25 protein-coding genes and 1 tRNA gene are annotated in these 24,475 nt (G+C 37.3%); 14 read left to right on the top strand and 12 right to left on the bottom strand.

The genetic code is table 11. From position 1 onward, the window contains the following. Nucleotides 1-8: 8 nt before the first annotated feature. Both EV07_RS03500 and EV07_RS03495 read left to right on the top strand, forming a co-directional pair. Nucleotides 9-1,277: a Y-family DNA polymerase gene (locus EV07_RS03500; protein ID WP_036917387.1), complete on the top strand. Its 1,269-nt coding sequence runs from the start codon at nt 9-11 to the stop codon at nt 1,275-1,277. A 51-nt stretch (nt 1,278-1,328) separates the two neighbouring features. Continuing rightward, on the top strand, nt 1,329-1,814 hold the full coding sequence (locus EV07_RS03495; RefSeq protein ID WP_036917386.1) for a hypothetical protein: 486 nt from the start codon (nt 1,329-1,331) through the stop codon (nt 1,812-1,814). Between the two features lie 37 nt (nt 1,815-1,851). Here EV07_RS03495 and dnaG read toward each other — a convergent pair whose 3' ends face one another. Beyond that, nucleotides 1,852-3,912, bottom strand: coding sequence for a DNA primase (gene dnaG, locus EV07_RS03490; protein ID WP_036917383.1), 2,061 nt, complete (start codon nt 3,910-3,912; stop codon nt 1,852-1,854). A 138-nt stretch (nt 3,913-4,050) separates the two neighbouring features. Between dnaG and EV07_RS03485 the strand changes: the two genes are divergently transcribed. Genes EV07_RS03485 through EV07_RS03465 form a run of 5 tightly spaced genes read left to right on the top strand, consistent with a single transcriptional unit; the run spans nt 4,051 to nt 6,818 of the window. Next, the gene (locus EV07_RS03485; RefSeq protein ID WP_036917380.1) at nt 4,051-4,938 is read left to right on the top strand and encodes a DMT family transporter; all 888 of its coding nucleotides are present in this window, start codon (nt 4,051-4,053) and stop codon (nt 4,936-4,938) included. Nucleotides 4,939-4,963: 25 nt separating this feature from the next. After that, a complete protein-coding gene (locus EV07_RS03480; RefSeq protein WP_036917378.1) occupies nt 4,964-5,353 on the top strand; it encodes a glycine zipper 2TM domain-containing protein in 390 nt (129 codons plus the stop codon). A 24-nt stretch (nt 5,354-5,377) separates the two neighbouring features. Next, complete coding sequence (gene ruvA, locus EV07_RS03475) at nt 5,378-6,049, top strand: Holliday junction branch migration protein RuvA (protein ID WP_052043856.1); 672 nt, start codon at nt 5,378-5,380, stop codon at nt 6,047-6,049. Between the two features lie 52 nt (nt 6,050-6,101). Next, complete coding sequence (gene rpsO, locus EV07_RS03470) at nt 6,102-6,371, top strand: 30S ribosomal protein S15 (RefSeq protein WP_036917376.1); 270 nt, start codon at nt 6,102-6,104, stop codon at nt 6,369-6,371. Between the two features lie 33 nt (nt 6,372-6,404). Further along, nucleotides 6,405-6,818, top strand: a complete 414-nt coding sequence (locus EV07_RS03465) for a PAM68 family protein (RefSeq protein ID WP_036917374.1) — start codon at nt 6,405-6,407, stop codon at nt 6,816-6,818. Between the two features lie 7 nt (nt 6,819-6,825). Here the strand turns inward: EV07_RS03465 and EV07_RS03460 are convergent, their stop codons facing one another. The 9 genes from EV07_RS03460 to EV07_RS03420 all read right to left on the bottom strand — a co-directional run bounded on the left by EV07_RS03460 (nt 6,826) and on the right by EV07_RS03420 (nt 17,048). After that, a complete protein-coding gene (locus tag EV07_RS03460) occupies nt 6,826-10,341 on the bottom strand; it encodes a DNA polymerase III subunit alpha (RefSeq protein WP_036917371.1) in 3,516 nt (1,171 codons plus the stop codon). A gap of 72 nt (nt 10,342-10,413) precedes the next feature. Continuing rightward, entirely contained in the window at nt 10,414-11,877 is a 1,464-nt protein-coding gene (gatA, locus tag EV07_RS03455; protein WP_036917369.1) for an Asp-tRNA(Asn)/Glu-tRNA(Gln) amidotransferase subunit GatA, read from the bottom strand. Between the two features lie 54 nt (nt 11,878-11,931). Further along, nucleotides 11,932-12,162, bottom strand: a complete 231-nt coding sequence (locus EV07_RS03450; RefSeq protein ID WP_036917367.1) for a DUF1816 domain-containing protein — start codon at nt 12,160-12,162, stop codon at nt 11,932-11,934. A gap of 155 nt (nt 12,163-12,317) precedes the next feature. After that, complete coding sequence (gene rlmB / locus EV07_RS03445; RefSeq protein ID WP_036917365.1) at nt 12,318-13,571, bottom strand: 23S rRNA (guanosine(2251)-2'-O)-methyltransferase RlmB; 1,254 nt, start codon at nt 13,569-13,571, stop codon at nt 12,318-12,320. Then, nucleotides 13,558-13,989, bottom strand: coding sequence for a Mini-ribonuclease 3 (locus EV07_RS03440; RefSeq protein ID WP_036917362.1), 432 nt, complete (start codon nt 13,987-13,989; stop codon nt 13,558-13,560). Before EV07_RS03440 ends, rlmB begins: the two co-directional genes overlap by 14 nt. After that, nucleotides 13,986-14,393 carry an STAS domain-containing protein gene (locus EV07_RS03435; RefSeq protein WP_241434006.1) on the bottom strand — a complete coding sequence of 136 codons (408 nt, stop codon included), beginning with the start codon at nt 14,391-14,393 and terminating at the stop codon, nt 13,986-13,988. Before EV07_RS03435 ends, EV07_RS03440 begins: the two co-directional genes overlap by 4 nt. A 22-nt stretch (nt 14,394-14,415) precedes the next feature. Next, complete coding sequence (gene carA, locus EV07_RS03430) at nt 14,416-15,558, bottom strand: glutamine-hydrolyzing carbamoyl-phosphate synthase small subunit (RefSeq protein WP_036917360.1); 1,143 nt, start codon at nt 15,556-15,558, stop codon at nt 14,416-14,418. A gap of 42 nt (nt 15,559-15,600) precedes the next feature. Next, on the bottom strand, nt 15,601-16,626 hold the full coding sequence (gene trpD, locus EV07_RS03425; RefSeq protein WP_036917358.1) for an anthranilate phosphoribosyltransferase: 1,026 nt from the start codon (nt 16,624-16,626) through the stop codon (nt 15,601-15,603). Nucleotides 16,627-16,748: 122 nt separating this feature from the next. Beyond that, on the bottom strand, nt 16,749-17,048 hold the full coding sequence (locus tag EV07_RS03420; RefSeq protein ID WP_036917356.1) for a DUF3288 family protein: 300 nt from the start codon (nt 17,046-17,048) through the stop codon (nt 16,749-16,751). 84 nt (nt 17,049-17,132) lie between these two features. On the opposite strand from EV07_RS03420, the gene EV07_RS03415 reads away from it, so the two are divergent. The 6 genes from EV07_RS03415 to EV07_RS09240 all read left to right on the top strand — a co-directional run bounded on the left by EV07_RS03415 (nt 17,133) and on the right by EV07_RS09240 (nt 22,808). After that, nucleotides 17,133-18,875, top strand: a complete 1,743-nt coding sequence (locus tag EV07_RS03415) for an ABC transporter ATP-binding protein (protein WP_036917354.1) — start codon at nt 17,133-17,135, stop codon at nt 18,873-18,875. 98 nt (nt 18,876-18,973) lie between these two features. Then, nucleotides 18,974-19,225 (top strand): hypothetical protein, encoded by a 252-nt coding sequence (locus EV07_RS03410; protein ID WP_036917352.1) that lies wholly within the window; start codon nt 18,974-18,976, stop codon nt 19,223-19,225. Nucleotides 19,226-19,250: 25 nt separating this feature from the next. Continuing rightward, on the top strand, nt 19,251-19,970 hold the full coding sequence (gene msrA, locus EV07_RS03405) for a peptide-methionine (S)-S-oxide reductase MsrA (RefSeq protein ID WP_036917350.1): 720 nt from the start codon (nt 19,251-19,253) through the stop codon (nt 19,968-19,970). 510 nt (nt 19,971-20,480) lie between these two features. Beyond that, nucleotides 20,481-20,554: transfer RNA gene (locus tag EV07_RS03400), tRNA-Pro, on the top strand. Between the two features lie 27 nt (nt 20,555-20,581). Continuing rightward, the gene (locus EV07_RS03395) at nt 20,582-20,959 is read left to right on the top strand and encodes a hypothetical protein (protein WP_072013314.1); all 378 of its coding nucleotides are present in this window, start codon (nt 20,582-20,584) and stop codon (nt 20,957-20,959) included. Nucleotides 20,960-21,470: 511 nt separating this feature from the next. After that, entirely contained in the window at nt 21,471-22,808 is a 1,338-nt protein-coding gene (locus EV07_RS09240; RefSeq protein WP_052043853.1) for an iron uptake porin, read from the top strand. 185 nt (nt 22,809-22,993) lie between these two features. On the opposite strand, the gene EV07_RS09835 is transcribed toward EV07_RS09240, so the two are convergent. Both EV07_RS09835 and EV07_RS03385 read right to left on the bottom strand, forming a co-directional pair. Next, nucleotides 22,994-23,161: a hypothetical protein gene (locus tag EV07_RS09835; protein WP_193742706.1), complete on the bottom strand. Its 168-nt coding sequence runs from the start codon at nt 23,159-23,161 to the stop codon at nt 22,994-22,996. Between the two features lie 15 nt (nt 23,162-23,176). After that, complete coding sequence (locus EV07_RS03385) at nt 23,177-24,037, bottom strand: undecaprenyl-diphosphate phosphatase (protein ID WP_052043852.1); 861 nt, start codon at nt 24,035-24,037, stop codon at nt 23,177-23,179. An 82-nt stretch (nt 24,038-24,119) separates the two neighbouring features. On the opposite strand from EV07_RS03385, the gene EV07_RS03380 reads away from it, so the two are divergent. Continuing rightward, nucleotides 24,120-24,395, top strand: a complete 276-nt coding sequence (locus tag EV07_RS03380; protein WP_036917348.1) for a hypothetical protein — start codon at nt 24,120-24,122, stop codon at nt 24,393-24,395. Nucleotides 24,396-24,475 lie beyond the last annotated feature (80 nt).

Raw genomic sequence — 24,475 nt, 5'->3', positions numbered from 1 at the left:
AATCAGTCATGCCTATAGCACTAATTGATAGTAATAACTTTTACACCTCATGTGAGCAAAGCTTGGACCCTTCGCTAATTGATCGCCCTTTAATAGTGCTTTCTAATAACGACAGTTGTGTTATAGCTTGTAATGCACAGGCAAAAGCTCTTGGGATTTCAAGAGGGGAGGTGTATTTCAAAATACATCGCAAAGTTAAAGAACTTGGGATTCAAGTAAGAAGCTCAAACTATGCGCTCTATGCGGACATGAGTCAACGTTTAATGCAAACGATAGAAGCTAACTGTGAAGAGCTAGAAGTTTATTCTATCGACGAAGCATTTGCAAAAATCAATTACTCTATAGACCATGAACTACATTCCTGGGCCCGCCGACTACGTGAGATAACCTACCAAAGACTTGGACTGGCAATTGCTATAGGCATTGGAGCAACGAAAAGCCAAGCCAAGCTCGCAAACTATTTAGCTAAAACAACAACAAGTCATGCAGGAGTGTTTGATCTAAAAAGCACTAAAGATCAAGATCATTGGTACCAACAAATTGCAATAGAGAATATTTGGGGAATTGGCCATAAGTTTGCCTACTGGTGTCGCATGAATGGCATTAGAAATGCCAAACATTTTCGAGATATGTCCAGCAATAAACTAAAGAAAAAACTTGGCATTACAGGCTTACGTTTACAACACGAGTTGCACGGTAAGCAATGCCTACACCTCTCGGTAAAAGCAAAACCAAAACAAGAAACATGTGTTAGTAAAAGCTTTAAGTATCCTATAAGCAATATAGAAGAATTACGTCAGGCAATAGCAAGTTATACGATACGGGCAAGTGAGAAATTGCGAGCACAAAAGCAGCATGCCACTGCAATCACTATCTTCACACGTACTAGTTTTTACACTCCAATCTTTTACAGCCAATCAGCCACACAACGTCTAACCATAGCTAGCAGTGACACAAGAGTTCTATTACAAGCAGCTCTCAACTTGACAGCAGAAATCTTCCGCCCCAACCACTTACTAGTAAAAGCAGGAGTGATAATGCAAGGCCTTCTCAATGAAGAATATCTTCAATTACATTTGTTGCCAGAGGAAAAGCACACACAAATTGCAGCCACAGAGTCCTTAATGGAAACAATCGACAATTTAAATAAACGGTATGGGCGCAATACAGTAACCTGGGCAATATGTGGAATTAATCAAAACTGGGAAATGTCACGAAAGTATTTAAGTGCAGCTGCGACAACATGTCTCAAGGAGATCCCTATAGTAAAAACATAAACTTCTAAGCTAAAGTAATTAGACAAAAGCAACTCCTAAGAAGAAAATCATATGCTTGAATTTTTACTATTCCTAAATGCTCAAGAGAAGGAGATAATAGAATTGATCACAAAAGCAAACTATAAACTAGAAGAAAATACACCTTTATGCCTTATAGGAAAAGATTTTTTCGGATTCTTAAAAAAAGATCAAAAGACAGTTGTTATTTGTACAGCCAATGCAAAAGATTATGGCGGATATATGTTTGCCAAAGGTCCAAAACTCGAAGGTTCTTTTAAGACAGGTCAAATGATAAGAAGAGCAATAAGGCACGAAGCAATTCATATAGCACAAGAATGTAATAAAGGAAGGTTGATAAATCCAGGTGGGAAAAAAAACATGGAAATAAGCTCATATAAATTAGATGCACTAAAAGGATCTACTCAATTAACTGGCAACCAAGATAAAGAGTATGAAGCATATGCAATGGAAGATCATCCCAGAAAAGTCATTTCCGCCCTTAAAAGGTTCTGTTTTAATTCAAATATAAAAAATTAAATAATCTCTATAGTTTATATCAATAAAAAGTAGGCAATCATGCTGTCAATGTCTCGTTCCCTTGGTTTGTCAATGCACAACGTTGTTTGTCTAAGTAATGTATATGCTTACGTTCTGAATAGTATAATTCCTGGAAATTCAATGCCTGTATATTCAACTTATCAAACATTTTCTCTATTTTATATTCCATATCATATTTTTCATCAGGGTGGTTTTGTTCTTGCTCAATCAGTGCAGAGATACAAGTCTCAAGGGTTTCTAATCGTTGCCCACTCCAAGCTTCAATCAAGTGTTTACAACGCTTAAGTGATTTCTGACGCTCTAAGACAGCCAATGTTCCTCTCAGCTGAAGAAGAGGCTGTTCGATTAAAGCCAATTGAAGCTCATCAGGATCTAAGAAACTCGCAAGAAGAGCACTAAGGGTGGTATTACCATCAGAAGCCGTCTGATCTAAAAGCATTTTAAAAAGATCAATTTCCGACAAAAATTCTTTGTCATTCTCACCTCGGCTAATGGACTCTAAAGTTGGGGCACCAATAACTGCCTCCTCTACTTCACTAATAGCCACCCAAAGTAAACGATGGTGATGCAATGCAAAATCCTCAAGTTCTCGCTGCCTTAATTCAGTACGAATAGTTGACCGATATTTAGGACAATGAAGATATAGTCTAAGAATTTGAGCCTCAAGACGCTCTCTTAGGGTTGTATCACTAGGTTGAGCAAATCGACTAGAGCGACCATGCCATCTATGGCCTTTTATCTGATTGCGTAGATCCTCCTCTAAACGCAACGCCAAGCGAGCCTGTCCTCCACTTAGACGCTCTGCTACCTTCTGCAAATAATGAGACCGTAAGGCAGAGCGAGGTAATTTACCCAACAACTTAACCAACCCACTAACAGCTTTCTGGAAATCATCTGCTTTACTCAAGTCACCATCTTTTAAGACCTGATCAATTTGCCAATCAATCCAGAGGGGAGAATTATCAAGAAGAGTTTTATATTCAATAGCTGAATTCTCTTTAAGATAATCATCTGGATCCTTACCAGATGGCAACTGCAGAATCCTCAATTCCAATTGGCCCTGCATAGCAAGGTTCTCAACTTCTCCAATAGCCCTATTAGCAGCACGAATACCTGCACCATCAGCATCGAAATTAAGAACTATCCGCTTACTATCACTACATCGACATAGCTGTTTCACTTGCTGGCTACTCAAAGCTGTTCCTAAAGCTGCAACTGAATTTGTAATGCCAGCAGAATGAAGGGCTATAACATCAAAATAGCCTTCAGCAACTATTGCTTTATCTTCTTTGCGAATCTCATTAGCAGCCTTATCTAAACCAAATAAATGCTTCCCTTTCTGAAATAAATCAGTCTCTGGTGAATTTAAATACTTTGGATCAGAGCCATCGAGACTTCGACCACCAAACCCAATAACCCGCCCTTGTTGATCACTAATTGGGACAATCAATCGATTCCTAAAACGATCATAAAAACCATTGCTTCCCTTACGAGGAACTATTAAACCAGCTTCTAACAATGTTTGGGAAGGAATGCCTTCAACATGATTCATATGCCTTAAGAGAGCATCCCATCCATCAGGGGCAAACCCAAGCTCAAAATTCCCAATAGTTCCTTTACTGAGACGACGAGTTTGAACCAAATATTTAAGAGCTTGAGATCCTTCAGCAGTATTTAATTGATTACAAAACCAGCCTTTTGCAAGAGAAAGAACTCTAAAAAGTCTATCTCTACGAGAAAGCTCTTGGCGGAAACGTTCCTGTTGAGGCCCTTCTAATGTTTCTACAGGTAATTGATATTTTCTTGCTAAATCAAGGACTACCTCAACAAAACTTTGCCTTTGGAGCTCCATAAGGAACTTGATGGAGTTTCCACCTGCACCGCAAGAAAAACAATAATAAAACTGTTTTGCAGGCGACACAGTCATTGACGGCCTGCTGTCATCATGGAAAGGGCAAATTCCTACAAACTCCTTTCCTTTTTTCTTCAAAACAACATGTTCACCTACAACATCAACGATGTCCGCTTTTTCCTTAACGGCATCTAATGTACGTGGATGGAGGCGAGGGGTTACCATTTAATGATTATGCAGGATATAACGTGATTAACCTGCTTCTAGTTAGGAGTCTTAAGTTCATAACGCAAAATTCTTAGAAATGAGCCAAGAAATTAAACGTGAAGATTATCGGACTAAGAGCAAAATTATAAAGGCATTATGAACCAGATGCTTTGGAGTAAAGAAAAAAAGCCTCCTCAAGGAATAATCTCGTTAATTGGGAGCGCATTCGCGTTCAGTCTTATGACAGTTTGCATTAAACAACTTAAAGGGCGTATACCTGTTGCAGAGATTGTCTTTCTTAGATCTGTATTTAGCTTATTAATAACAAGATTCTTACTAACAAAAGCTCAAATATCACCTTGGGGAAATAATAAAAGATTACTTTTTTTTAGAGGTTTAATAGGAACAGGGGCCTTGTTTTGCGTTTTCCAAGCAATTAATTCTTTACCACTAGCTGCGGCAACAATTATTCAATACACTTATCCCACTTTTACGGCACTTCTAGCGTGGTGGATGCTCGATGAAGAAATAAAAAAGAGAGTTTTATATGCAATATGCCTTGGTTGGATCGGAATACAAGTAGTAGTGCAACCATTATGGCAAAACAATTCAAACGTTCAAATATCATTTAATGCAGTACTTATTGCTTTAAGTGGAGCAATCCTTACAGCACTTGCTTATGTAACAGTTCGAAAGCTATCAAAACAAGAGCATGATTTGGTAATTGTTTTTTATTTTCCACTAGTTTCCATCCCCATTACCCTGCCATTTCTATTAAAACAAGGGGTTTACCCTGCAGGTTCAGAGTGGTTATGGTTATTAGGCATAGGACTTTTCACACAAATAGGACAAGTATTGATAACGCGTGGTCTTAGCCTGTTACCGGCTGGTTATGCAGGATCAATAAATTACACTCAAGTTTTATTTGCATCTATGTGGGGAGTTCTGTTTTTCGCCGAGCCATTAACTCTTTATATAATCATTGGAGCAGGATGTGTTTTTGGAGCAACGTTAATTTCAATTAGCCATTTACCGAATTTCTAATAAACTTAATTAAAACCATAGGGTCATGAAATTTTTACTAGCCTTAATTTTTTCTCTAAGCTTTTGTGCCAATGCAAATGCAAATGAATCGCAGGCTGGATACTCAAGATCCAGAACATGCACACGAAATGAATACAGAGAAGAATATTTCCCTGGAACAGAGGAATCGCCAGGTTATGTAAAGAGCTGGACTGAGACGATTGAAGTTCCCTGCAGCAAAACACATTCAACTACATATAGAGGTCCTATTCCCCAGAACGTTGATAATAATGATTGTACTGATGGGAAAATTGCTGGTGGTTTGCTTGGTGGCGCTGCTGGTGCTGCAATGTCCAGACGAGATGGTCGTTGGTGGGCAATTCCATTAGGTGTTGTTGCTGGTAGTGCTATTGGATGTGATGCGGCTGGAGGATAAATACAGCTTTTACTTAAGCCTCTTATGATTAGCTGGTTAAAAGGTGGGAAAATAGATGCTTGGGAAACTGGACCTCGTGCTGGAGTTATTGTTGAATGCTCAGGTATTGGTTATGAAGTTCAAATTTTAAAAAGAAATTTAGAATTAATAAATGATTCCCATGAACTAACCCTTTGGATTCATCAAGTTCAAAGAGAGGATGGATCATCTTTAATTGGTTTTCTTTATAAAGAAGAAAGAAACTTATTCCGCAAATTAATAAGCGTTAATGGTATAGGAAGCCAACTAGCAATAACACTCCTAGAGAAGAACAAAGCCAATCAATTAATTCATGCCATTTCTGAAAAAAAGATTGATGAACTCACCAGTTGTCCTGGAATAGGGAAAAGGACTGCTGAAAGACTAATTATTGAGCTCCAACACAAATTCACAGAGACTTCCAGCATCATTAATAGTTCAAGTGATCACTCAGACAAAAAAGATTCCCCAGACTCGCAAATTAGGAATGAAGTCAATAGTGCCTTGATTAATCTTGGATATGAAGAATCAGAAATAAACAAAGCTTTTATAGAGTTTTCTAAAAACCCTCGAAAGGGATTATCTACATCAAGAAAGTCGCAAGTACTGAATTTTGAAGACCTTTTCAAAAACATTCTTACTCATATAAATACAGAGACTGGAAAGAAAGCTCCATGACACGCTAGATTGATAAGCGATAAAATCATCAAATAGAAGTTCCCATAAAAACATGGCGCTCAATACTCAAGCAAAGCAAGAAATCATTAATAAGCACCAGACTCATGGGACTGATACTGGCTCTGCTGAAGTACAGGTAGCCATGCTAAGTGAAAAAATCAACCTACTAAGCAGCCACCTGCAAAGCAATAGTCATGATTTCTCCTCTAGGCAGGGACTTCTAAAGATGATTGGACAAAGGAAGAGATTACTGAATTATGTAAAAGGCAAAAGCCAAGCTCGATATAATGCATTATTAACAAAACTAAAAATTCGCGGTTAATCAATTAATAATCAAATTCATTTACTGAAAGGGATGAAAGGTAATCAAAAAGACATTCCCAAAGATAAGAGTTCTTTAACTCAAAAGAGTTCTTCTTCAATAAAAACTAAGGGAACAAAAAAAGATCGAAAGTCATTCATACCTAAACCTGTAGCAAATCGAATGGCAAGACGCATAATTTTCACTACTGGCATACCAACACTATTGGGAATGGGTGTATTTATCTTGAGTTATGTACTTATTATCAAAGGGATAGCAGAAATACCACCATCATTAACTTTGACGGGTTCTGCAATATGTTTTTTCATAGGTCTTTTAGGTTTGAGTTACGGTATTCTCTCAGCTAGCTGGGAAGAGAAGCCAGGTAGTCTAATAGGACTAGAGCATATAAGGCCTAACTTAGAGAGAATGCGTAGCGCCATCAAAGAATCAAGCGGTAGCAAATAAAGGAAAATTATTTAATAAGCCTATTACTACAATTTGCCTTGAAAGAGTTTTGACGCAATGATTCAATTAGAGCATTTGGATCTTTAACACAGAATTGATGTCCTAATCGAACATACTTAATACTTTTATCGTCCTTAATCGCTGCAACTACAGGTACCTTTATCCCAAGTTCATCCTTTGCAGGTCGGTGTTGATATATACATTCTCTAAGTCGATGTTGGTCTTCAATATTCTTTATTTGATCTGGCAATAAATCAATTAAAACAAATCTCATTTCGTCTATTGAGCGACAATCATCAACAATTAATTGAACCTTCTCATCTCTATGATCAACAGATGCCCAGATAAGTAGACGTGTCTCCGTTAATAAATGGTCTGAAAGTCTATAAAAACTTTTTGGGAAGACAACTGCTTCACAGGAACCAGTTAAATCTTCAATTTGCAAAATAGACATCTTGTCACCCTTACGAGTAGTCACCACACGCATCTCTTTTATCATCGCAATTACACTGACTTTTGATTTATCTGCCTGATGCTCTAAATTAACTAAACTTATAGGTGCAATAAGCCTTGCCGGATCTGAGAGTTGCTTCAATGGATGATCAGACAAATAAAAGCCTAGCAACTCTTTTTCTAATCTAAGTTTCTCGGTGGGTGAATAATCTTCAACATCCACGCCCTTTGGAGCAGATGATATATCACGTTTTTTTTCTTCATTAGAAGCTGGTAAAGATAAGTCAAAAAGATTACCCTGACCACTTAAACGGTCTCGAGCACGAGAAGTTGCCCAATCTATAGTCAATTCAAGATCAGATGTTAATTGTGCGCGATTAGCATCTTCGTCAAATGCGTCAAGAGCACCACAGTGAATTAAGGACTCTAACCCTCTTCTATTTAAAACATTAGATGGAACTCTGTCACAAAGATCAGCTAAAGAGATGAAGGGGCCGTCTTCATCTCGTGACTTTATCAATTGCTTAATAGCGCCTTCTCCAAGATTCCTAACTGCAGACAAGCCAAACAAAATAGACGTCTCTGTAGGAGTAAAATCAATTCCAGAAGAGTTGATATTAGGTGGCTCAACATCTATCCCCATTGAATTACAATTGGCGATATATCTTTGTATCTTGTCACTTGAGCCTGCATTCACTGTTAACAATGCAGCCATATAGGCAATAGGGTAATGTGCTTTTAAATATGCTGTTTGATAAGTCACAGCACCATATGCCGTTGAATGACTTTTGTTAAAACAATATTCTGCAAAAAGAACCATCTGGTCAAATAAATCATTAGCCAACTTTGCATCAACTCCTTTACCAGTTGCCCCATCAACAAAAAAGTTTCTATGCTTTTGCATTTCTGAAACCTTTTTCTTACCCATTGCTCGTCTCAATAAATCAGCTTGTCCCAAAGAATAACCTGCAAGATCTTGAGCGATTTTCATAATCTGCTCTTGATAGATCATTATTCCATAAGTCTCGCCAAGTATTGACGTTAAAGAAGCGTGAGGGAAATCAATCACTTCTTTACCATGCTTACGATTAATAAATTTAGGGATAAGGCCAGCATCCAAGGGCCCTGGTCTATATAAAGCTAATATCGAAGAAATATCTTCTAAAGAAGATGGTTTTAAATCTTTTACTATTTGACGCATTCCACTAGATTCAAGTTGAAATATACCTTCCAAATCGCCTCTAGACAAAAGGTCATATGTAGCCTTGTCTTCATGGCCTAAATGATCTAAATCTACTTTTTCACCAATAGATTGCTCTATAAGACTAACTGTTCTTTGAAGCATTGTAAGGTTTTTCAAGCCCAGAAAATCCATCTTTAGTAATCCCAATGATTCAATATCTTCCATGAAATATTGTGTGATAATTTGGCCATCATTATTTCTCTGCAAGGGCACTAATTCATCTAATGGGTCCGATGCAATAACAACTCCTGCGGCATGTACTCCAAAAGTCTTATTCGTACCTTCAATGCGTATTGCCATATCTATCCATTTTCTCACTAAAGGTTCATCTTCATATTTAGCTCTAAAGTCAGAACTAGGAGAGTCTTTACCAATCATTATCGAAAGTTTTGCTGGCTTCCCTCTAACTACAGGAATTAATTTTGCTAATTGATCAGCTTCTCTATATGGGATATCTAATACTCTCGCAACATCTTTAAGGACAGCCTTAGATGTCATTCTATTAAATGTAATTATTTGAGCTACTTTATCCTCGCCATAACGCCTAGTTACATAATCTATTACCTCACTACGTCTATCAATACAGAAATCAGTATCAATATCAGGCATCGACTTTCTCTCAGGATTTAAAAACCTTTCGAACAAAAGCCCATTCTTAACAGGGTCTATAGTTGTTATACCTAATGAATAAGCAACCAAAGATCCTGCTGCAGAACCTCTACCTGGCCCAACAGGAATCGATTGCTCTCTTGCAAATTTTATATAATCCCAAACAACAAGAAAATAAGTCGGGAAACCCATTTGATCAATAATACTTAGCTCGTTCAAAAGACGATCAGAATATTCTTTATCAATCGAGTCAATTGAGTCAACACAAAGTTTTTCCAATAAACCTTTTTCAGTAACTTCGCGCAAATATTCAATCGGAGTTTTACCATAGGGAACTGGAAATTTAGGCATTTTATAAGTTCCTAATATAGAATATTCCTCAATTTTTTCTGCCACTAAAGCTGTATTTGCAATCGCTTCACTAATAACATTTTCGTCAAGATGATCGGCATATAACTTTCTCATCTGTTCCTCAGATTTTAAATATTCCGTGCCCGTATAACGCAATCTCTTTTCATCTTTAATAAGCTTACCTGTTAAGACACATAGCAAAGCATCATGAGCCTCAACATCATTTTCAGTGAGATAATGCGCATCATTTGTTGCAACTAATCTGATACCAAGATCTTTACCTATATTTGAAATTTCAACATTTACTATTCGATCCTCAATAGATCCATGATCTTGAATCTCAAGATAAAAATCATCTCCAAAAACATTTTTATACCAACTGGCTACTTCTCTAGCAACATCAGGTCGTCCACGTAATATTGCCTGAGGTATCTCCCCTCCAAGACATGCTGTAGATATAATCAAACCCTCTGAATATTTCCTTAGCAAGTCTTTATCAATACAAGCTCTTGAAAAAATTCCTCGTCCACGCATACCTTTAAGGTGACTTATAGTCGTGAGCTTTACCAAATTCTTATATCCAATAGAATTTTTAGCAAGAACCACCAAATGATATCGCTTCTCTTTTTTAGGTTGGGGGTCAGAGATTGAACCATTTATCACATACATTTCATTACCGATAATTGGTTTTATACCTTCTTTGCTGCACAATTTCAAAAGTTCTATAGCTCCATACATCACTCCATGGTCAGTTAGAGCAATAGCAGGAAATCCAAGCTTCTTTGCTCTAGAAACCATTGATGGCAGCTGACTGGCGCCATCAAGAAGACTGTAATCACTGTGATTATGTAATGGAACAAACCCCATAACAGTATATTAGCGAAAACCTCAACATACAGTGCTCCAAGCCATACACAACGCTACATATAGTGACAAGTGCTAGTTCTGTATTAAATTGTTTTCGGGTGCATTTTTCATCACTGCTGCAAATTGTTCATACTGATAAGCCACTTGAAGCATACGAGTTTCATCTAAAATATTACCTATTAATTGCAACCCAATAGGCAAGTTAAATTCATCAAAACCGCAAGGTATGCTAATCGAAGGAAGCCCCGCTAAATTTGCCGGTATAGTCAACAAATCAGAAAGGTACATTGCTAAAGGTTCATCTTGATGTGCACCTGATTTAAAAGCTGTAGTTGGAGAAGTTGGAGTAAGAAGTATATCTACATTGTTAAAAGCATTTTCAAAGTCCCTTCTTATGAGCGTTCTAACTTGTTGCGCTTTTCTATAAAAGGCATCTACATAACCTGCAGACAATGCATATGTTCCTATCAGGATCCTTCGTTGAACTTCACTGCCAAAACCTTTAGCTCTAGTAAAGGCGGTCATGGAAGCCAAATCGTCAACCTCCTCAGTCCTATATCCATATTTAACGCCATCATATCTAGCTAAATTTGCCGAGGCTTCTGATGGTGCAATTACGTAATAAGTAGCAATTCCATCTATGAAGCGAGGGCAAGATACTTCTACCAATTCTGCACCAAGAGATTTAAGGCTATCTGCTGCCTTTAGAACAGACTCTTTTACATCTTTAGCTAATCCTTTCTGATCAAAGCACTCTTTTATCAAACCAATGCGAAGTCCAGAAATAGAATTCGTTAGATTGTCTACATAATTTGGGACAGGTGCATTTAAACAAGTTGAATCTTTGGGATCATGACCTGCTATAACCTGCAGAATTTCTGCAGCATCAGCAACATTATTAGAAAAAGGACCTACTTGGTCCAATGAACTTGCAAAAGCAATTAAACCCCATCTACTTACACGTCCATAAGTAGGCTTTAAACCAACAACACCACAAAAAGAGGCTGGCTGTCTTATAGAGCCACCAGTATCAGAACCAAGAGAAGCCATGCATAAGTTAGAAGCAACCGCAGCAGCACTTCCACCAGAGCTCCCTCCGGGAACCCTTGAAATATCCCAAGGGTTTCTGGTAGCACCAAAAGCAGAGTTTTCGGTGGAACTTCCCATGGCAAATTCATCTAAATTAGTTTTACCTATTAAGATTCCACCAGCATTCCAAAGTCTTTGAGTAACAGTAGATTCATAAGGTGGAACAAAGTCTTCCAACATCCTGCTAGAACATGTTGTAGGAATTCCTTTAGTGCAAAGGTTATCTTTTATAGCCAAAGGAATGCCAGCTAAAGGTGGTAGCTTTTGGCCAGAAGAGCGAGCTTCATCTATTTTTGCAGCTACCGATCTTGCCTTATCATGATTAATGTACAAAAAAGAGTGAACTTTTTCATCAACATCCTTAATCCGTGAAAACGTTTCATCTACCAACTCTAGAGATGACACGTCCCCATCTTTTAATTTCTGACGCCACTCGGATATTCTCATCACTAAAATTAAATAGACTTCATTGAAAAACTATTGTAGTAGAAAAAGAAAAGTTCAAAAAGTTAAAGGCTCAATTCTCTTGCAACGAACAACATGATATTCCATAGATTCAACCCCTTCGTCGGTCAAATCCTCTAAGAAGCCGTTCACTTTAGCGTTAAGACTCTTTTTGGTCAAAAAAGGGCCAAACCAATATGTGGCATTAGGATTAACAGTTTCTATTTTGGCCCACCAAGCTAAGCCAAAACTGTTACCTAGTTTTCTAAATGCCCTTATTGGGCTCATGCCATAAATTAAAATCTTTTTCAATGCTAGTACTTAATCAAGAAAAAACTAATCCGAAAGCTATTTTTTTTAGTCTAAATGTTCAATTAACCATTTTTTCAATCCGCTAATGTCGAACTTGTTTTAATGCTTTTACCTTAAACAATTCGTATCCACTATTTCTCTTTGAAAGGTTTTGTCGTCAATTTAGCTTTTACCATCTTCGGCGAGGGTGCCTGACCAGAAAGATCTTTCATCCAACCTTGACGAGCCAACTCATATAAAGAAATCGATGTGGCCACTGATGCATTCAAGCTCGATGTAACTCCTCTCAAAGGTATCCTTAAAAGAAAATCACAATGTCTCCTTGTGAGAAGAGATAAACCTTTACCTTCAGATCCAATTACTAGTACTAAAGGCCCAACGCAAGAAATTTCATTTACAGTTTTATCTCCGTCTTCTGCTAATCCAATCACTGTATAACCACAATTTTTCAGCTCTTCTAAAGATCGATTCAAATTAACAACCCTTGCTACAGGTAAATGTTCTAAAGCCCCAGCAGCTACTTTAGCTACAGATCCTGTTAAGCCTGCACTTCTTCTCTGCGGAAGGATCATCCCATGTGCTCCTAATGCTTCGGCAGATCTAACTATGGCGCCCACATTATGAGGGTCAGTAATACCATCAAGTGCAAGTAAAACGGCTGATTCCTCAATATCCTGGCAAGCTTCAATCAATGTTTTTAAGTCAAAGGTTTCAGAGGCAGCTGTTTGAAGAGCAATCCCTTGATGCACTCCACCATTAGTAACATGTCCCAACCTTCCCCAAGAGACTTCCTCAACCAGAACTCCTAAGGCCTTGGCATCCTTAAGAAGCTGAAGAAATCTTGGTGTACTTCGTATCTCAGAAGTACACCAGATTCTATGCACGGGTCTTCCCGACTCAAGGATCGATTGTGTTGAATGTCGGCCCCAAAAAATATCATTTGACTCACTTTCAAAAACAATTTTCTCATTTGATTTCTCTTGCCATTGATCAGTCTCAATAAATGGTTTTTGATTATTTCTAGAAAACGAAGATGAACGTCTTCTATTAGAGGAATCATATTGTTTTTTCCCAGCATCAGATGTACTTCTGGAAAATTCATTTTGACTGCTCCAAGCACGATTTGATTTAAATGAACTCCTCTTTAAGCCCTGGGAATCATTCCTATCCCTTAAAAAGTTTTTTTGCTGATTCTTTTCATCGAAGTTTTCTGAATAACGGGTTTCAGTTTTGACTGAAGATTTATTTGGTGCTCTTCTCGATTGCCATCCTGTCTTGTTTTCTTTCTGCCAGCGCAAGCCTGAAGCTTTTCGCCCTTTCCTTCGACCTTCTTCAGAAGAGGAATTTCTAGAAGAGTTTCTCCCTCTACGATCATTTGTACTCATTGATTCCTCCTTCATGTTTATCAGTTTCAATTCTCTCTAATAGATCCATTAGTTGAGCCAGGCGATTTGGATCCTTTAGAAATAACCAACCAATAAGTGTTTCAAATCCAGTTGCCCTTCCATAAATAGCAATATTTACCTTCCTAGAGCTACGGGTAATACTATTACGTCCTCGTCTCACCAATTTTCTCTCTAAATCAGTCAAATAAATTTCGATGTTTTCCAATGCTTTGGACTGAGCTTCCGCCTTTACTTGAGAGACTACTGAAAGATGGAGATCCTTTGTTTTAGCTGGCTTCTCACAAAGTAGTAGCCTTTGATGCAATTCCCAAACTGCATCTCCCAACCAAGCCAATTGAGAAGGCCTCAATTGATCAGGACGCCCTGAAATTTGTATGTTTTTAATCCAATTATTCAAGCAGCTAATTGACTTAAAGCCGTATTTAGATCCGAAGAAAGATGTAAAAACTCCTCAAGTCTAACAAGTTTTATTATTTGAATAACTCTAGAATTACCAACAACAACAAAGGATCTCTTGGCGTTCTTACATTTTTTCGCGTAATGCACCATTGCCCCTAATCCAGTTGAATCAATAAAATCGATTTTTGTCAGGTCAATAACAATAGGTAATTTATTTGAGCTAAATACATCGTTCACAAAATCCGTGAATTGCTTTTTTGAATATTCATCGAGTTGGCCAGTGAAGTGAAAAACCAAACAACCTTTTCTTCTTTCAAATCCACCTCGCAAAGAAACGGTCAATCGTTGCAAATCGTTTATGGGTCCAAGCCTCCTAATACTCCACAAATGAAGTGTAGTTATCAAAAAGGATCTGAACCACAGTTCAACGTCGTTGTGACATTAGTTCAGAAAAACGTGAGAAATGGTGATCAGCATCATGAGGCCCAGGACTTGCTTCTGGGTGATATTGAATGCCAAAAACTGGTCTGTTACACATTGCTATACCTGCAACCGTTCCATCGTTAAGGTTTAAATGAGTTACTTGAACCGTCTCAATATCAAGAGATGAAGCTTCAATAGCAAATCCATGATTTTGACTTGTAATTTCAATATTTCCATTCTTACCGCACGGATGATTCAATCCTCTATGCCCATATGGGAGCTTGAATGTCCTACAACCAAGAGCTAATCCTAAAATTTGATGGCCAAGGCATATCCCAAAGATTGGCATGTCTCCTTCTTTTATTAAGCGTCTTGCTAAAAGTATTCCTGACTCCACAGCCGCAGGATCACCTGGACCGTTTGATAAAAACACACCTTCAGGCTCTAAAGCTATTACATCTGAGAAATCAGAATTTGCCGGCAAAACATTAACTTCACAACCGTGAGATACTAACCGGTTCAATATTGAGCGCTTAATTCCAAAATCAATCGCAACTACTTTATAAGGCTTCTTATGCCTATTGAAAACTCTCTTGTCAAAGTCAACAGAGGTAGTTGAATTCCATACATATGGATTCTTGGTAGTAACTTCACTGGTCAAATCAAGTCCTTTCATTAATGGAGCTTGTTTGACATGATCTAATAAATCTGAAGCGGATTCTTTACCTGTTGAAGATATAACTGCATTCATTGTTCCAGAAGTTCTTAAATGTCGGACAAGTGCTCTTGTATCCACACCATGAATTCCAACCACCATTTCATCCTCAAGCCATTTCTCAAAGGTTTTTTTTGAACGCCAATTACTTGGATAACTAGTGAATCTTCTTGCAATAACACCCTTTGCACTAGGAGTTACAGACTCGTGATCATCAAAATTGATACCAGTATTACCTAATTCCGGATAAGTAAAAGTAATTAACTGGCCAAAATAACTAGGATCAGTTAAGACCTCTTCATAGCCAGTAATGCCAGTGTTAAAAACAATTTCACCAACAACTGTTCCTTTATAACCAAATGATTTACCCTCAATCAAAGTGCCATCAGATAAGACCAAAATAGCAGCATCATTTTGTAAGGAATTCATCTTAAAAGTTAATTAAATAAAGCTCACTTGATTACAAAAAAGTCATTCCAAGAATTTCTTCAACTCATTAAATTTATCTAATGGCTTTGCCATCATTAGAGATTCTAAAGCTATTTTCACACCTTGACTTAAATCTCTTTCAAGACCTGAAGCCCAAAAGACTAAAGAAGTATTAAGAGCAACAACTTCTTTTTGAGGTTGGGTCCCAGATCCTTTAAAGAGATTTAAAAGTATATCTTTATTAGTAGAAAGGTCCCCTCCCTTAAGTTCACTATTAGGACAAGGAACAAGGCCTAGATCTCTTACATCAAGTGATCTAGAGGTTATCTGGCCATTCTCAATGAATCGCAATTGATTAATTCCTTCAAGAGACGCTTCGTCTAAACTGCCAGCTCCGTGAACCACTACTGCTCTTTCTAATCCCAAATTGAGCAATGCTTCTGACATAGGGTCTAACAACTCAGGCTTTGCAACTCCCAAGACCTGTGCCTTAGGACGAAAAGGATTTACTAATGGCCCAAGAAGATTAAAGACAGTTCTTACACCCAAGCTTTTTCTTAATGGCGCAAGATTAACCAAAGAGGAATGCCAAACCGGTGCAAACAAAAAAGTTATATTTGTTTCCTGAATTGCATTAACAACTGATTGCAAAGGAGCATCTAGTTTAATCCCAAGTCCTTCAAGAACGTCTGCAGAGCCAACTTTTCCACTAGCACTTCGATTTCCGTGCTTAGCAATATTAACTCCTAATGAAGCGGCTACAAAAGCCACTGCTGTTGAAATATTAAAAGTATCAGCTCCATCTCCGCCAGTTCCGCATGTATCAACCATAAAGGTCTTTGGAATACTGTACGGAAAGACACAAGCCTCCCTGAGGACTTCTGCCATGGTTGACAACTCCAACCCGGAAACTCCTTTAGCTCTTAAAGCAGCAAGAAAAGCTCCTGTTTGTACAGGTAAAAGATCATTCTCAAGCCAAGCCTGCATAAGAGCTTTTGCCTCTAATGCAGTAAGTTCTTCACTCTGCAAAAGTTTTTCAAGAAGTTTTGGCCAAGAAGAATTAGACATAATTAAAAACTACTTTAAAAAGCCAGAGCGCTTTGTTAAGGAGGGAACGCCCAACTAAAGAAGCACCCTCATACTATGACTTATCCGAATAAGATAAAAAGTAAAAGGAGTATGTAATTAATCTAAGATTTTTCTGTCGTATCAAAACCTGATCCCATCATTGTTTCCGAAGAAGCACCAGGCCTATACCCTTTTATCCATATTTTCCGAGTACTGGCATTGAGTTCTTCTTTTGTTATTCCCCATAATTTCAATGTTTTTCGCATGTCCATTTGAAGATCATCAGCTCCTGGAAATCCTTCATACCTCATCATCAATCTAGCCAAATCAATCAAATCCTCATCATTAGGAACATTTGTAGCTAGTAAACGATTGACATGATCGCGATCAATAGAATACAAAGGATGATTCTGTCCTTCCATCAACAAAACCCCAAGTACAAATAGAACGATATAATCATTTTTTCGCCTTATGCAATCTAAATTGGTATTTGTATTAATGAAATCATGAAAGCACTTAGGATTGATCTAATAAATAGATATTTAAAACCTCATAGAAGAACATTGCTCCTTGGAGCACTAAGCCTAGTAATTGTAAATATTTTAAGCGTTATAATTCCATTTGAAGTTCGTAAAATCATAGATGCTTTACAAGAAGGGTTCACTTTTAACGATGTACTAAAACAATCAGCATGGATTATATCCCTAGCAACAGTGATGGCATTTATTCGACTTATTTCACGTCAACTTGTTTTTGGGGTTGGTAGGCAAGTAGAAGTTGATCTTAGGCAGCGCCTATTTGATCACATGCTGATACAAGACCCAGGATGGGTTCAAGAAATTGGCAGTGGTGAAGTTATTACAAGAGCTACTAGTGACATAGAAAACATTAGGCGCCTACTTGGATTCGCAATTTTAAGTCTCACCAACACATTCTTAGCATATGCCTTTACTGTCCCAGCAATGCTTGCCATCAATCCATGGTTAACGTTAGCCTCAATATCTCTTTATCCAATAATGCTTGGCGTTGTTCGCCTCTTCGGAGGCAGAATGGTTAACCAAAGGAAGCGTCAACAAGAAGCTCTTTCTAGCCTGAGTGAACTAATCCAAGAAGATCTATCAGGTATTAGCGCTATAAAAATCTATGGCCAAGAAGATGCAGAAGGAAAAGCTTTTTCTAAATTAAATAAGGAATATAAGAATGCCGCTATAAATTTAGCAAGAACAGCCAGTACTTTATTTCCTCTCCTACAAGGTATTTCATCGATATCTTTACTTTTAATTCTTGCGCTAGGAAGTGGTCTGATTGAAACAGGCTCACTAACTATTGGGGGATTAATCGCACTAATACTCTATGTTGAAAGGTTAGTTTTCCCGACAGCACTACTAGGTTTTACCTTAAACACTTTTCAATTGGGGCAAGTAAGTCTTGAGAGAGTAGAAGAGTTATTAACAAATACCCCTAGTATTCAAGATAACTCTGGAAGCAAAGAATTCACATCAACAGTAAAAGGAAAATTAGAAGCCAAAGGACTTTGTATTAGTTATGAAGATAGCCAAACAGAAATTTTAAAAGACCTAAATTTTGTAATTAATGCAGGGGAACTAGTAGCGATTGTTGGTCCAGTCGGGTGTGGTAAAACGACTCTTGCTAGAGCATTAGGCAGAATGATTAATGTTCCTAAACAACAACTATTTATAGACAACTATGACATAGTAGATATAAAGCTTGATGAGCTTCGAAAAAACATAGCCTTTGTCCCTCAGGAAGGTTATTTATTTACAGATACATTACAAAACAATTTGAGATACGGCGATCCAAATGCATCAATAGAAGAAGTTAGATCCTCTGCTTCGCAAGCAAGGCTTAACGAAGACATCAAAGGCTTTCCCGACGGCTTTAAAACACTCGTAGGAGAGCGAGGGATAACTCTAAGTGGTGGCCAGAGACAAAGGACAGCTTTAGGGAGAGCCTTATTGATTAATGCACCAATAATTGTTCTTGATGATGCATTGGCCAGCGTTGACAACAAAACAGCAGCTTCCATACTGGCATCAATTAGGGAACAAACTAATAGAACAATATTGATGATTAGTCATCAACTTTCTGCTGCCGCTGCATGTGATCGAATATTAGTTTTAAATCAAGGGAAGCTTGAACAAGAAGGCAAGCATGAAGATCTAATTAAAAGTGATGGGATTTATAAAAAACTCTGGGAAAGAGAACAAGCGACAGAAGGAATAGGTTAAATGCAAGAATTTCCTCATTAAACTTCATCACTGAAAAGGGGGATTTCAAATACATATCAATACAACTTCTTCTAGCCTGGTAAAAAAGGAATTGTTAGATGACTGATCCAATCAATTATTCAATCAAATGCAACCTTTCTTTTGGAGACATCTATCTTCAAATACTTGCATGGATGGCCGTTATTTTTGTAAGTCTAGCTGGAGGGCTTGGCTTAATGGGATCTTCAAGACCAATATTTGCTTTAGTTGGTGTTGGATTAATTTTGGTCTTAAGCCTCCCTTTTTTATTGTTTGCCTTTGTCACTACATTGTTAAATCATATTCAACTAGAAGCTCAATCACCTAAATAGTCTAGATAATAGGATTTTAAATTACATGTTTCCTAGTTGGTTAAACCCCAAAAAAACTCAACCAAAGACTTTCAAAAAAGATCAAATTAAACATTTCGTCTTAGAAAGCATTATTAATCTGCCACCTCAAGAGAGTGAAGATGAGATCTATTTTGGATGTGGATGCTTCTGGGGTGCGGAAAAGTGCTTTTGGAAATTACCTGGTGTAAAAACAACTGCAGTTGGCTATGCAGGTGGAAGTACTGAGAATCCTACTTACAGAGAAGTTTGCTCTGGGAATACTCAACACGCTGAAGTGGTTCGAGTTGTATGGAATAAAACGCAAATTGATATAAGTGATCTACTAAAAATGTTTTGGGAATGCCATGATCCAACGCAACTAAATAGACAAGGAAATGATACAGGAACACAATACAGATCTGTGATTTATACAACGAGAGAAGAACATTCTAAGATTGCTTCTAATAGCCTTGATTGTTATCAAAAGCTATTAGAAATAAATGGATTTGGTCAAATCACAACCCAAATTGAAGAGAGAAAATTATTTTATTATGCAGAGAATTATCATCAACAATACCTAGCAAAACCAGGAAACAGACCTTACTGTTCAGCAATGCCAACGAACGTTTCCTTAGGTGATTTTAATGGTGCAAATTATAAACTTAGCACTGAAGTCTGGGATAATTTCGACTGGACAGTTTCTCATTGCGTACTTAGAAGTAGTAATAGCCCCATAAATAATTGAAAAATGAACGAACAAATTGATGACAGCAAAGTTATTACAATTATTATTTCTACAATAATAATTGTATTCCTTTTGATATTCACCTTTGTCCCTTCAAGAGACAAACTTTCTCCACCCATTCAATGGAAAGATTCCCCCAGTTTAAATGTAAATAAAACAATCAATTATGACACTTAGAGAGTTCCTCAGAAAACCATCGCTAAATGTTAAGACTTACATTCGTTCAAGTCATTTCTTTTATCAAAATATTCTCTAATAACATAAAATATGGTATATATAAGTAAGCTTAAAACATTAAGGGCATAAAATAATCTTAAATTAGTTATATACTTTCCTGGATTATATTTTATATTATAAATCTTCTTATAAAAGCAACCATAATCGGTATTGGTGGATATTTTAACCATTTCATACAGGCATCCTAATAAAAAAAGGAACGATAAGTTCAATGTCTCAGCATAACGTTGTCAAGATACTAAGCTTCTATTTTCTTGTTATAATTAAATCTATCGGGGCGTAGCGCAGCTTGGTAGCGCACCACTTTGGGGTAGTGGGGGTCGTGGGTTCAAATCCCGCCGCTCCGATTTACATTCATTCAACCATTTATATTTATGTATAGACCATTTAAAATAAATACTAAAAGAATTTTTTCTATCAAATATCATTTATTTTCTATAAGTATTATCATAATATTTTTCCTTATCACTGCTAATCAAGCTTTTAGTGATTCAGGGGAAAATTTCAATACTTACCTTAAAGAATGGGATCAAAAAATTAAAATAGCAAGTGAATATCTAGAAGATGCTGAAAAAGAACTTAAGAATGGAGACGCTATAGAAGGCTGTATAAAACAAAGGAAAGCAGCAGAATATGGAATACAGGCAACACAATCACTTATAATGGCATTCAAGGAGAATGGTTCTGATGGTGATATAAATAATGTAAAAGCAGGGTTAGACAAATGGAAGGAACTTCGTGATTTCTGCTAGTTAATTATTTTACAAAAGCTGCAAATAAATACCTTGAAAGAAAACAGAAGAAGTGTAAATATAATAGCCAATTATCATCGAAGCAAGCATTCCTATAAGGATGACTTGCACGAAAACGTGCAAAGAGACTTCTGAACCAATACTTTGCAAAGCAATAAAGGATGAATTTAATCGCTTTAGACTCGCCATTACAAACTAAAAAATGAAAATATATTTATTTAATTATTAGCCAGACCAGCATCAGTAGCACTGCGTAGAAATAACTAAAAAGGTATTTAAATGCGAGCAAATGAGATTTTCTCCAGAAGAAAAATGAAATCCGAGCTCTGGCAAGGATATCTCCATATAAAGCTAGCTAATTATTATCAACTGGATACGTTTCCTCTAATCATGAATTGTATTAGAAAGCACTGAAGCGTAATAGACATTAATAAAAGTGTATACGCTGTTACAGCATATGGGATCTATAAAGCGCATAATGAACACACATATTTCTTTTGTGAGGAATCCCATGAAGCTTTTCCAGCAATTGCTGGTAGCTCCTGCTGCTTTAGGTCTTTTGGCCCCTTTCGCTGCAAATGCAGCTGAGGTTAATATCAAGGAATTAGCAAACTATGCTTCTCCTAAATCATCAGTAGTTACTACATCTCAATTCTCTGACGTTGTTCCTGGAGATTGGGCATATACAGCTCTTAAGAATCTTAGTGATAGCTATGGCTGCGTAGACAATGGCTATGCTCAAAATCTAAACAGCGGAAAAGCTCTAACTCGCTATGAAGCTGCTGCACTTATTAACTCATGCTTGGATAGTGGCTTAATTTCTTCTGAATTAAACTCAGATGCCACTCGCCTTAGCAATGAATTTGGCACAGAAATGGCAATCTTAAAAGGACGGATTGATGGACTTGAGTACAAAGTTAAAGAACTTAGTGCTGGCCAGTTCTCATCATCTACCAAGATGTCTGGAGGTGCTGTATTTACAACTGGTGCGATTGACTCACGCCCGACGTCAAATAACAACAAGATAACTACAGAGTATAACTTCACTCTTGACCTGAATACTAGTTTCAGCGGCTCAGATAACCTCTACGCTCAATTAGTTCAAGGTAACCAAGATGAACTTGTTTTAGATAGTGCCGAAAATGCGTCCAGCCTTCAAGTCGGATCACTTTTCTATTCATTCCCAGTAGGTGATTTCCAGGTATATGCCGGTCCATTACTTGATCAAGATGATGTAATCTCCGCAACCACTTCCGATTACTCAGGAGCATTCCGCTTAGCAACAATGCCTTGGGGTGAAGTGGGAACAACAGGTTCCGGTGCTGCTGTTTCTTGGGCAAATGACGGCGGTTTCAACGCTTCATTCTCTGCCATTTCTCCTACTGGTTCTGGAGACACTTCTACTAGCGGAATGTTTACAGCAGCGACTGCAGACGTCTACACGGTTTCAGTAGGTTATGACACTGACTATTATGGTGGTGGAGTAGTCTTTACTGACGATGACACTGACTCTAGCTATGGAGCAGGTGTCTACTGGAGGCCAGATGGTTTCCCTAGCATCAGTGTTACATTCGACCGTTTACATAAGAGTAACGGAACTACCGACTCCACTGACCTCTTGGTAGGACTTGATTACCCATTTGGCCCTGGAACACTAAGTACCGCATGGCAAGAGAGAGATACCGCAGGCGTAGTAACAAACAACTATGAGGTTTACTACAACTATCCTGTATCTGATGGCATATCCATCCAAGGAGGTTGGTTCTTCGAAGGAGACGCAACAGCTGATACTTTGAACCCAACTCCAGATACATCAGGTTACATAGTAGAAACATTCTTTAGCTTCTAAAAAGTCAAAACTTCTGACTTTCAACGCAAAGTTTGCTAAAACTTCTTGATAAAAGAAAAGCCTTTACTAAAAAGTAAGGGCTTTTCTTTTATCATTGGAAAACCAAAAAAAATACAAATGATTTTTAAAAAGACAAGAGCATTTTCAGAATTAATCGAAAGCTGCATATCATCTTTAAATTGAATTCAATCCTCATCTTCTGAATCAAAAGCAGATTGAATCAATTTAAAAGAGCTTATACCAACAGCAAGAAATATAAATAAAGTAATTACAACAAGAATAGATACTGTTGTAGTTGATAATTCCAATTCTCCAAATTGAATAGCTATAAAAAACTGGACTAATTTATTCACTTTAAAACTAATGCTTTAATAATACCAACCTAACAATAAGATGCCGAATAACAATCTATAAACACTAAAAATCATCATGCTTTGTTTCTGAAGGAATTTCATTAAGAAATCAATCGCAAAAAAAGAAGAGAGTGCAGAAGCACTAATACCTAAAAGCAACGGGAAAGCATGGGCCAATTCAAATGAAGCAAATGCTTCCTTCAGTTCAACTAAGCCAGCTATACTAATCGCTGGTATCCCTAAAAGGAACGAAAATCTAGCCGCAGATTTACGTTCATATCCAGCCATCAAAGCAGTGGTAATAGTTATACCTGATCTTGAAACTCCTGGTATCAAAGCTAAACACTGAGAAAAGCCAATTAAAATTCCATCGGAAATTTTCAGGTTTTCAATCGTTTTCAATCGCATTCCCACAATCTCTGCTAAATAAAGCAGAATGCCCATAAGAATTGAAACTATGGCAATAGACGGAATAGATCTAACGAAAGAAGATTCATAATCAAGCCAAAACAACTTAACTATCATTCCAAAGGCAATAATCGGTAATGTTCCTAAAAAGATGGATAAAAGAAGGTTGGCACTTGGATCTTTCCAATGATTTTGATAAAGAGCCTTGGACATCGCTCTGCCAAGATGGGAAAGATCAGAGCGAAAATAAGTAATTACAGCAATTATGCTTCCAAGCTGAAGAGATGCCGTAACAGAAACCCCAGGGGCATCCCACCCCAACAATAAAGGCAAAACAAAAAGATGTGCAGTACTGCTAATAGGCAAAAACTCTGTGAGACCTTGAATTAATCCAAGGAAAAGGTACTGCCAACATTGCTCAACAAAAACTAAAGGGGTATTGATTTCAGTAAAAATAAAAAAATACATGTATAAGGCACATAGAAATATAAACCTCAATAAACCTTAGTATAAAAGCAGGTTAAACCAAAAGACTTTAGAGATCAAACTCATGAATAAAATTCAATTAGCTTTTTTAGCAACAACACTTTCTTTATTTTGTAGTCCTATAAAAGCTCAAGAATCATATTGGCTAGTTATAGGAAGCTATAGACAAGGGCCAGGCTCCAGGCCAGAAGTAAGTGGAATAACAAGTCCGTCGCTATATGCAATCCCTATGAAATCATTGGAATTATGTGAGAATGCTGGAAAACAAATTACTAAAGATATATATAAACCTGTCTGGCAATTAGACAATAGGTGGTCATGTATTTTTAATGGTAATTAAAGTATTTCTTTTACAATCAAAAGTAAACAAACTAATAGGTTGATTTAATTTAATTATATAAATCAGAAACCATTAAGAAC

It is taken from the genome of Prochlorococcus sp. MIT 0603 (assembly GCF_000760215.1).
Taxonomy (GTDB): Bacteria; Cyanobacteriota; Cyanobacteriia; order PCC-6307; family Cyanobiaceae; genus Prochlorococcus_E.
Note: the sequence above shows the minus strand (reverse complement) of the source record. Positions and strands in the feature narration are given on the sequence as shown.

What these genes read in the sequence shown, in the direction of transcription:
- gatA (WP_036917369.1), bottom strand. Translation starts at nt 11,877, where the DNA reads ATGAGAATATCCGAGTGGCGTCAGAAATTAAAAGATGGGGACGTGTCA.
- rlmB (WP_036917365.1), bottom strand. Translation starts at nt 13,571, where the DNA reads ATGAGTACAAATGATCGTAGAGGGAGAAACTCTTCTAGAAATTCCTCT.
- EV07_RS03485 (WP_036917380.1), top strand. Translation starts at nt 4,051, where the DNA reads ATGAACCAGATGCTTTGGAGTAAAGAAAAAAAGCCTCCTCAAGGAATA.
- EV07_RS09240 (WP_052043853.1), top strand. Translation starts at nt 21,471, where the DNA reads ATGAAGCTTTTCCAGCAATTGCTGGTAGCTCCTGCTGCTTTAGGTCTT.
- ruvA (WP_052043856.1), top strand. Translation starts at nt 5,378, where the DNA reads ATGATTAGCTGGTTAAAAGGTGGGAAAATAGATGCTTGGGAAACTGGA.
- carA (WP_036917360.1), bottom strand. Translation starts at nt 15,558, where the DNA reads ATGAATTCCTTACAAAATGATGCTGCTATTTTGGTCTTATCTGATGGC.
- EV07_RS03395 (WP_072013314.1), top strand. Translation starts at nt 20,582, where the DNA reads ATGTATAGACCATTTAAAATAAATACTAAAAGAATTTTTTCTATCAAA.
- dnaG (WP_036917383.1), bottom strand. Translation starts at nt 3,912, where the DNA reads ATGGTAACCCCTCGCCTCCATCCACGTACATTAGATGCCGTTAAGGAA.
- EV07_RS03450 (WP_036917367.1), bottom strand. Translation starts at nt 12,162, where the DNA reads ATGAGCCCAATAAGGGCATTTAGAAAACTAGGTAACAGTTTTGGCTTA.
- EV07_RS03480 (WP_036917378.1), top strand. Translation starts at nt 4,964, where the DNA reads ATGAAATTTTTACTAGCCTTAATTTTTTCTCTAAGCTTTTGTGCCAAT.
- msrA (WP_036917350.1), top strand. Translation starts at nt 19,251, where the DNA reads ATGTTTCCTAGTTGGTTAAACCCCAAAAAAACTCAACCAAAGACTTTC.
- EV07_RS03500 (WP_036917387.1), top strand. Translation starts at nt 9, where the DNA reads ATGCCTATAGCACTAATTGATAGTAATAACTTTTACACCTCATGTGAG.
- rpsO (WP_036917376.1), top strand. Translation starts at nt 6,102, where the DNA reads ATGGCGCTCAATACTCAAGCAAAGCAAGAAATCATTAATAAGCACCAG.
- EV07_RS03460 (WP_036917371.1), bottom strand. Translation starts at nt 10,341, where the DNA reads ATGGGGTTTGTTCCATTACATAATCACAGTGATTACAGTCTTCTTGAT.
- EV07_RS03465 (WP_036917374.1), top strand. Translation starts at nt 6,405, where the DNA reads ATGAAAGGTAATCAAAAAGACATTCCCAAAGATAAGAGTTCTTTAACT.
- trpD (WP_036917358.1), bottom strand. Translation starts at nt 16,626, where the DNA reads ATGTCTAATTCTTCTTGGCCAAAACTTCTTGAAAAACTTTTGCAGAGT.
- EV07_RS03410 (WP_036917352.1), top strand. Translation starts at nt 18,974, where the DNA reads ATGACTGATCCAATCAATTATTCAATCAAATGCAACCTTTCTTTTGGA.
- EV07_RS03495 (WP_036917386.1), top strand. Translation starts at nt 1,329, where the DNA reads ATGCTTGAATTTTTACTATTCCTAAATGCTCAAGAGAAGGAGATAATA.
- EV07_RS03380 (WP_036917348.1), top strand. Translation starts at nt 24,120, where the DNA reads ATGAATAAAATTCAATTAGCTTTTTTAGCAACAACACTTTCTTTATTT.
- EV07_RS03415 (WP_036917354.1), top strand. Translation starts at nt 17,133, where the DNA reads ATGAAAGCACTTAGGATTGATCTAATAAATAGATATTTAAAACCTCAT.
- EV07_RS03385 (WP_052043852.1), bottom strand. Translation starts at nt 24,037, where the DNA reads ATGTATTTTTTTATTTTTACTGAAATCAATACCCCTTTAGTTTTTGTT.
- EV07_RS03420 (WP_036917356.1), bottom strand. Translation starts at nt 17,048, where the DNA reads ATGGAAGGACAGAATCATCCTTTGTATTCTATTGATCGCGATCATGTC.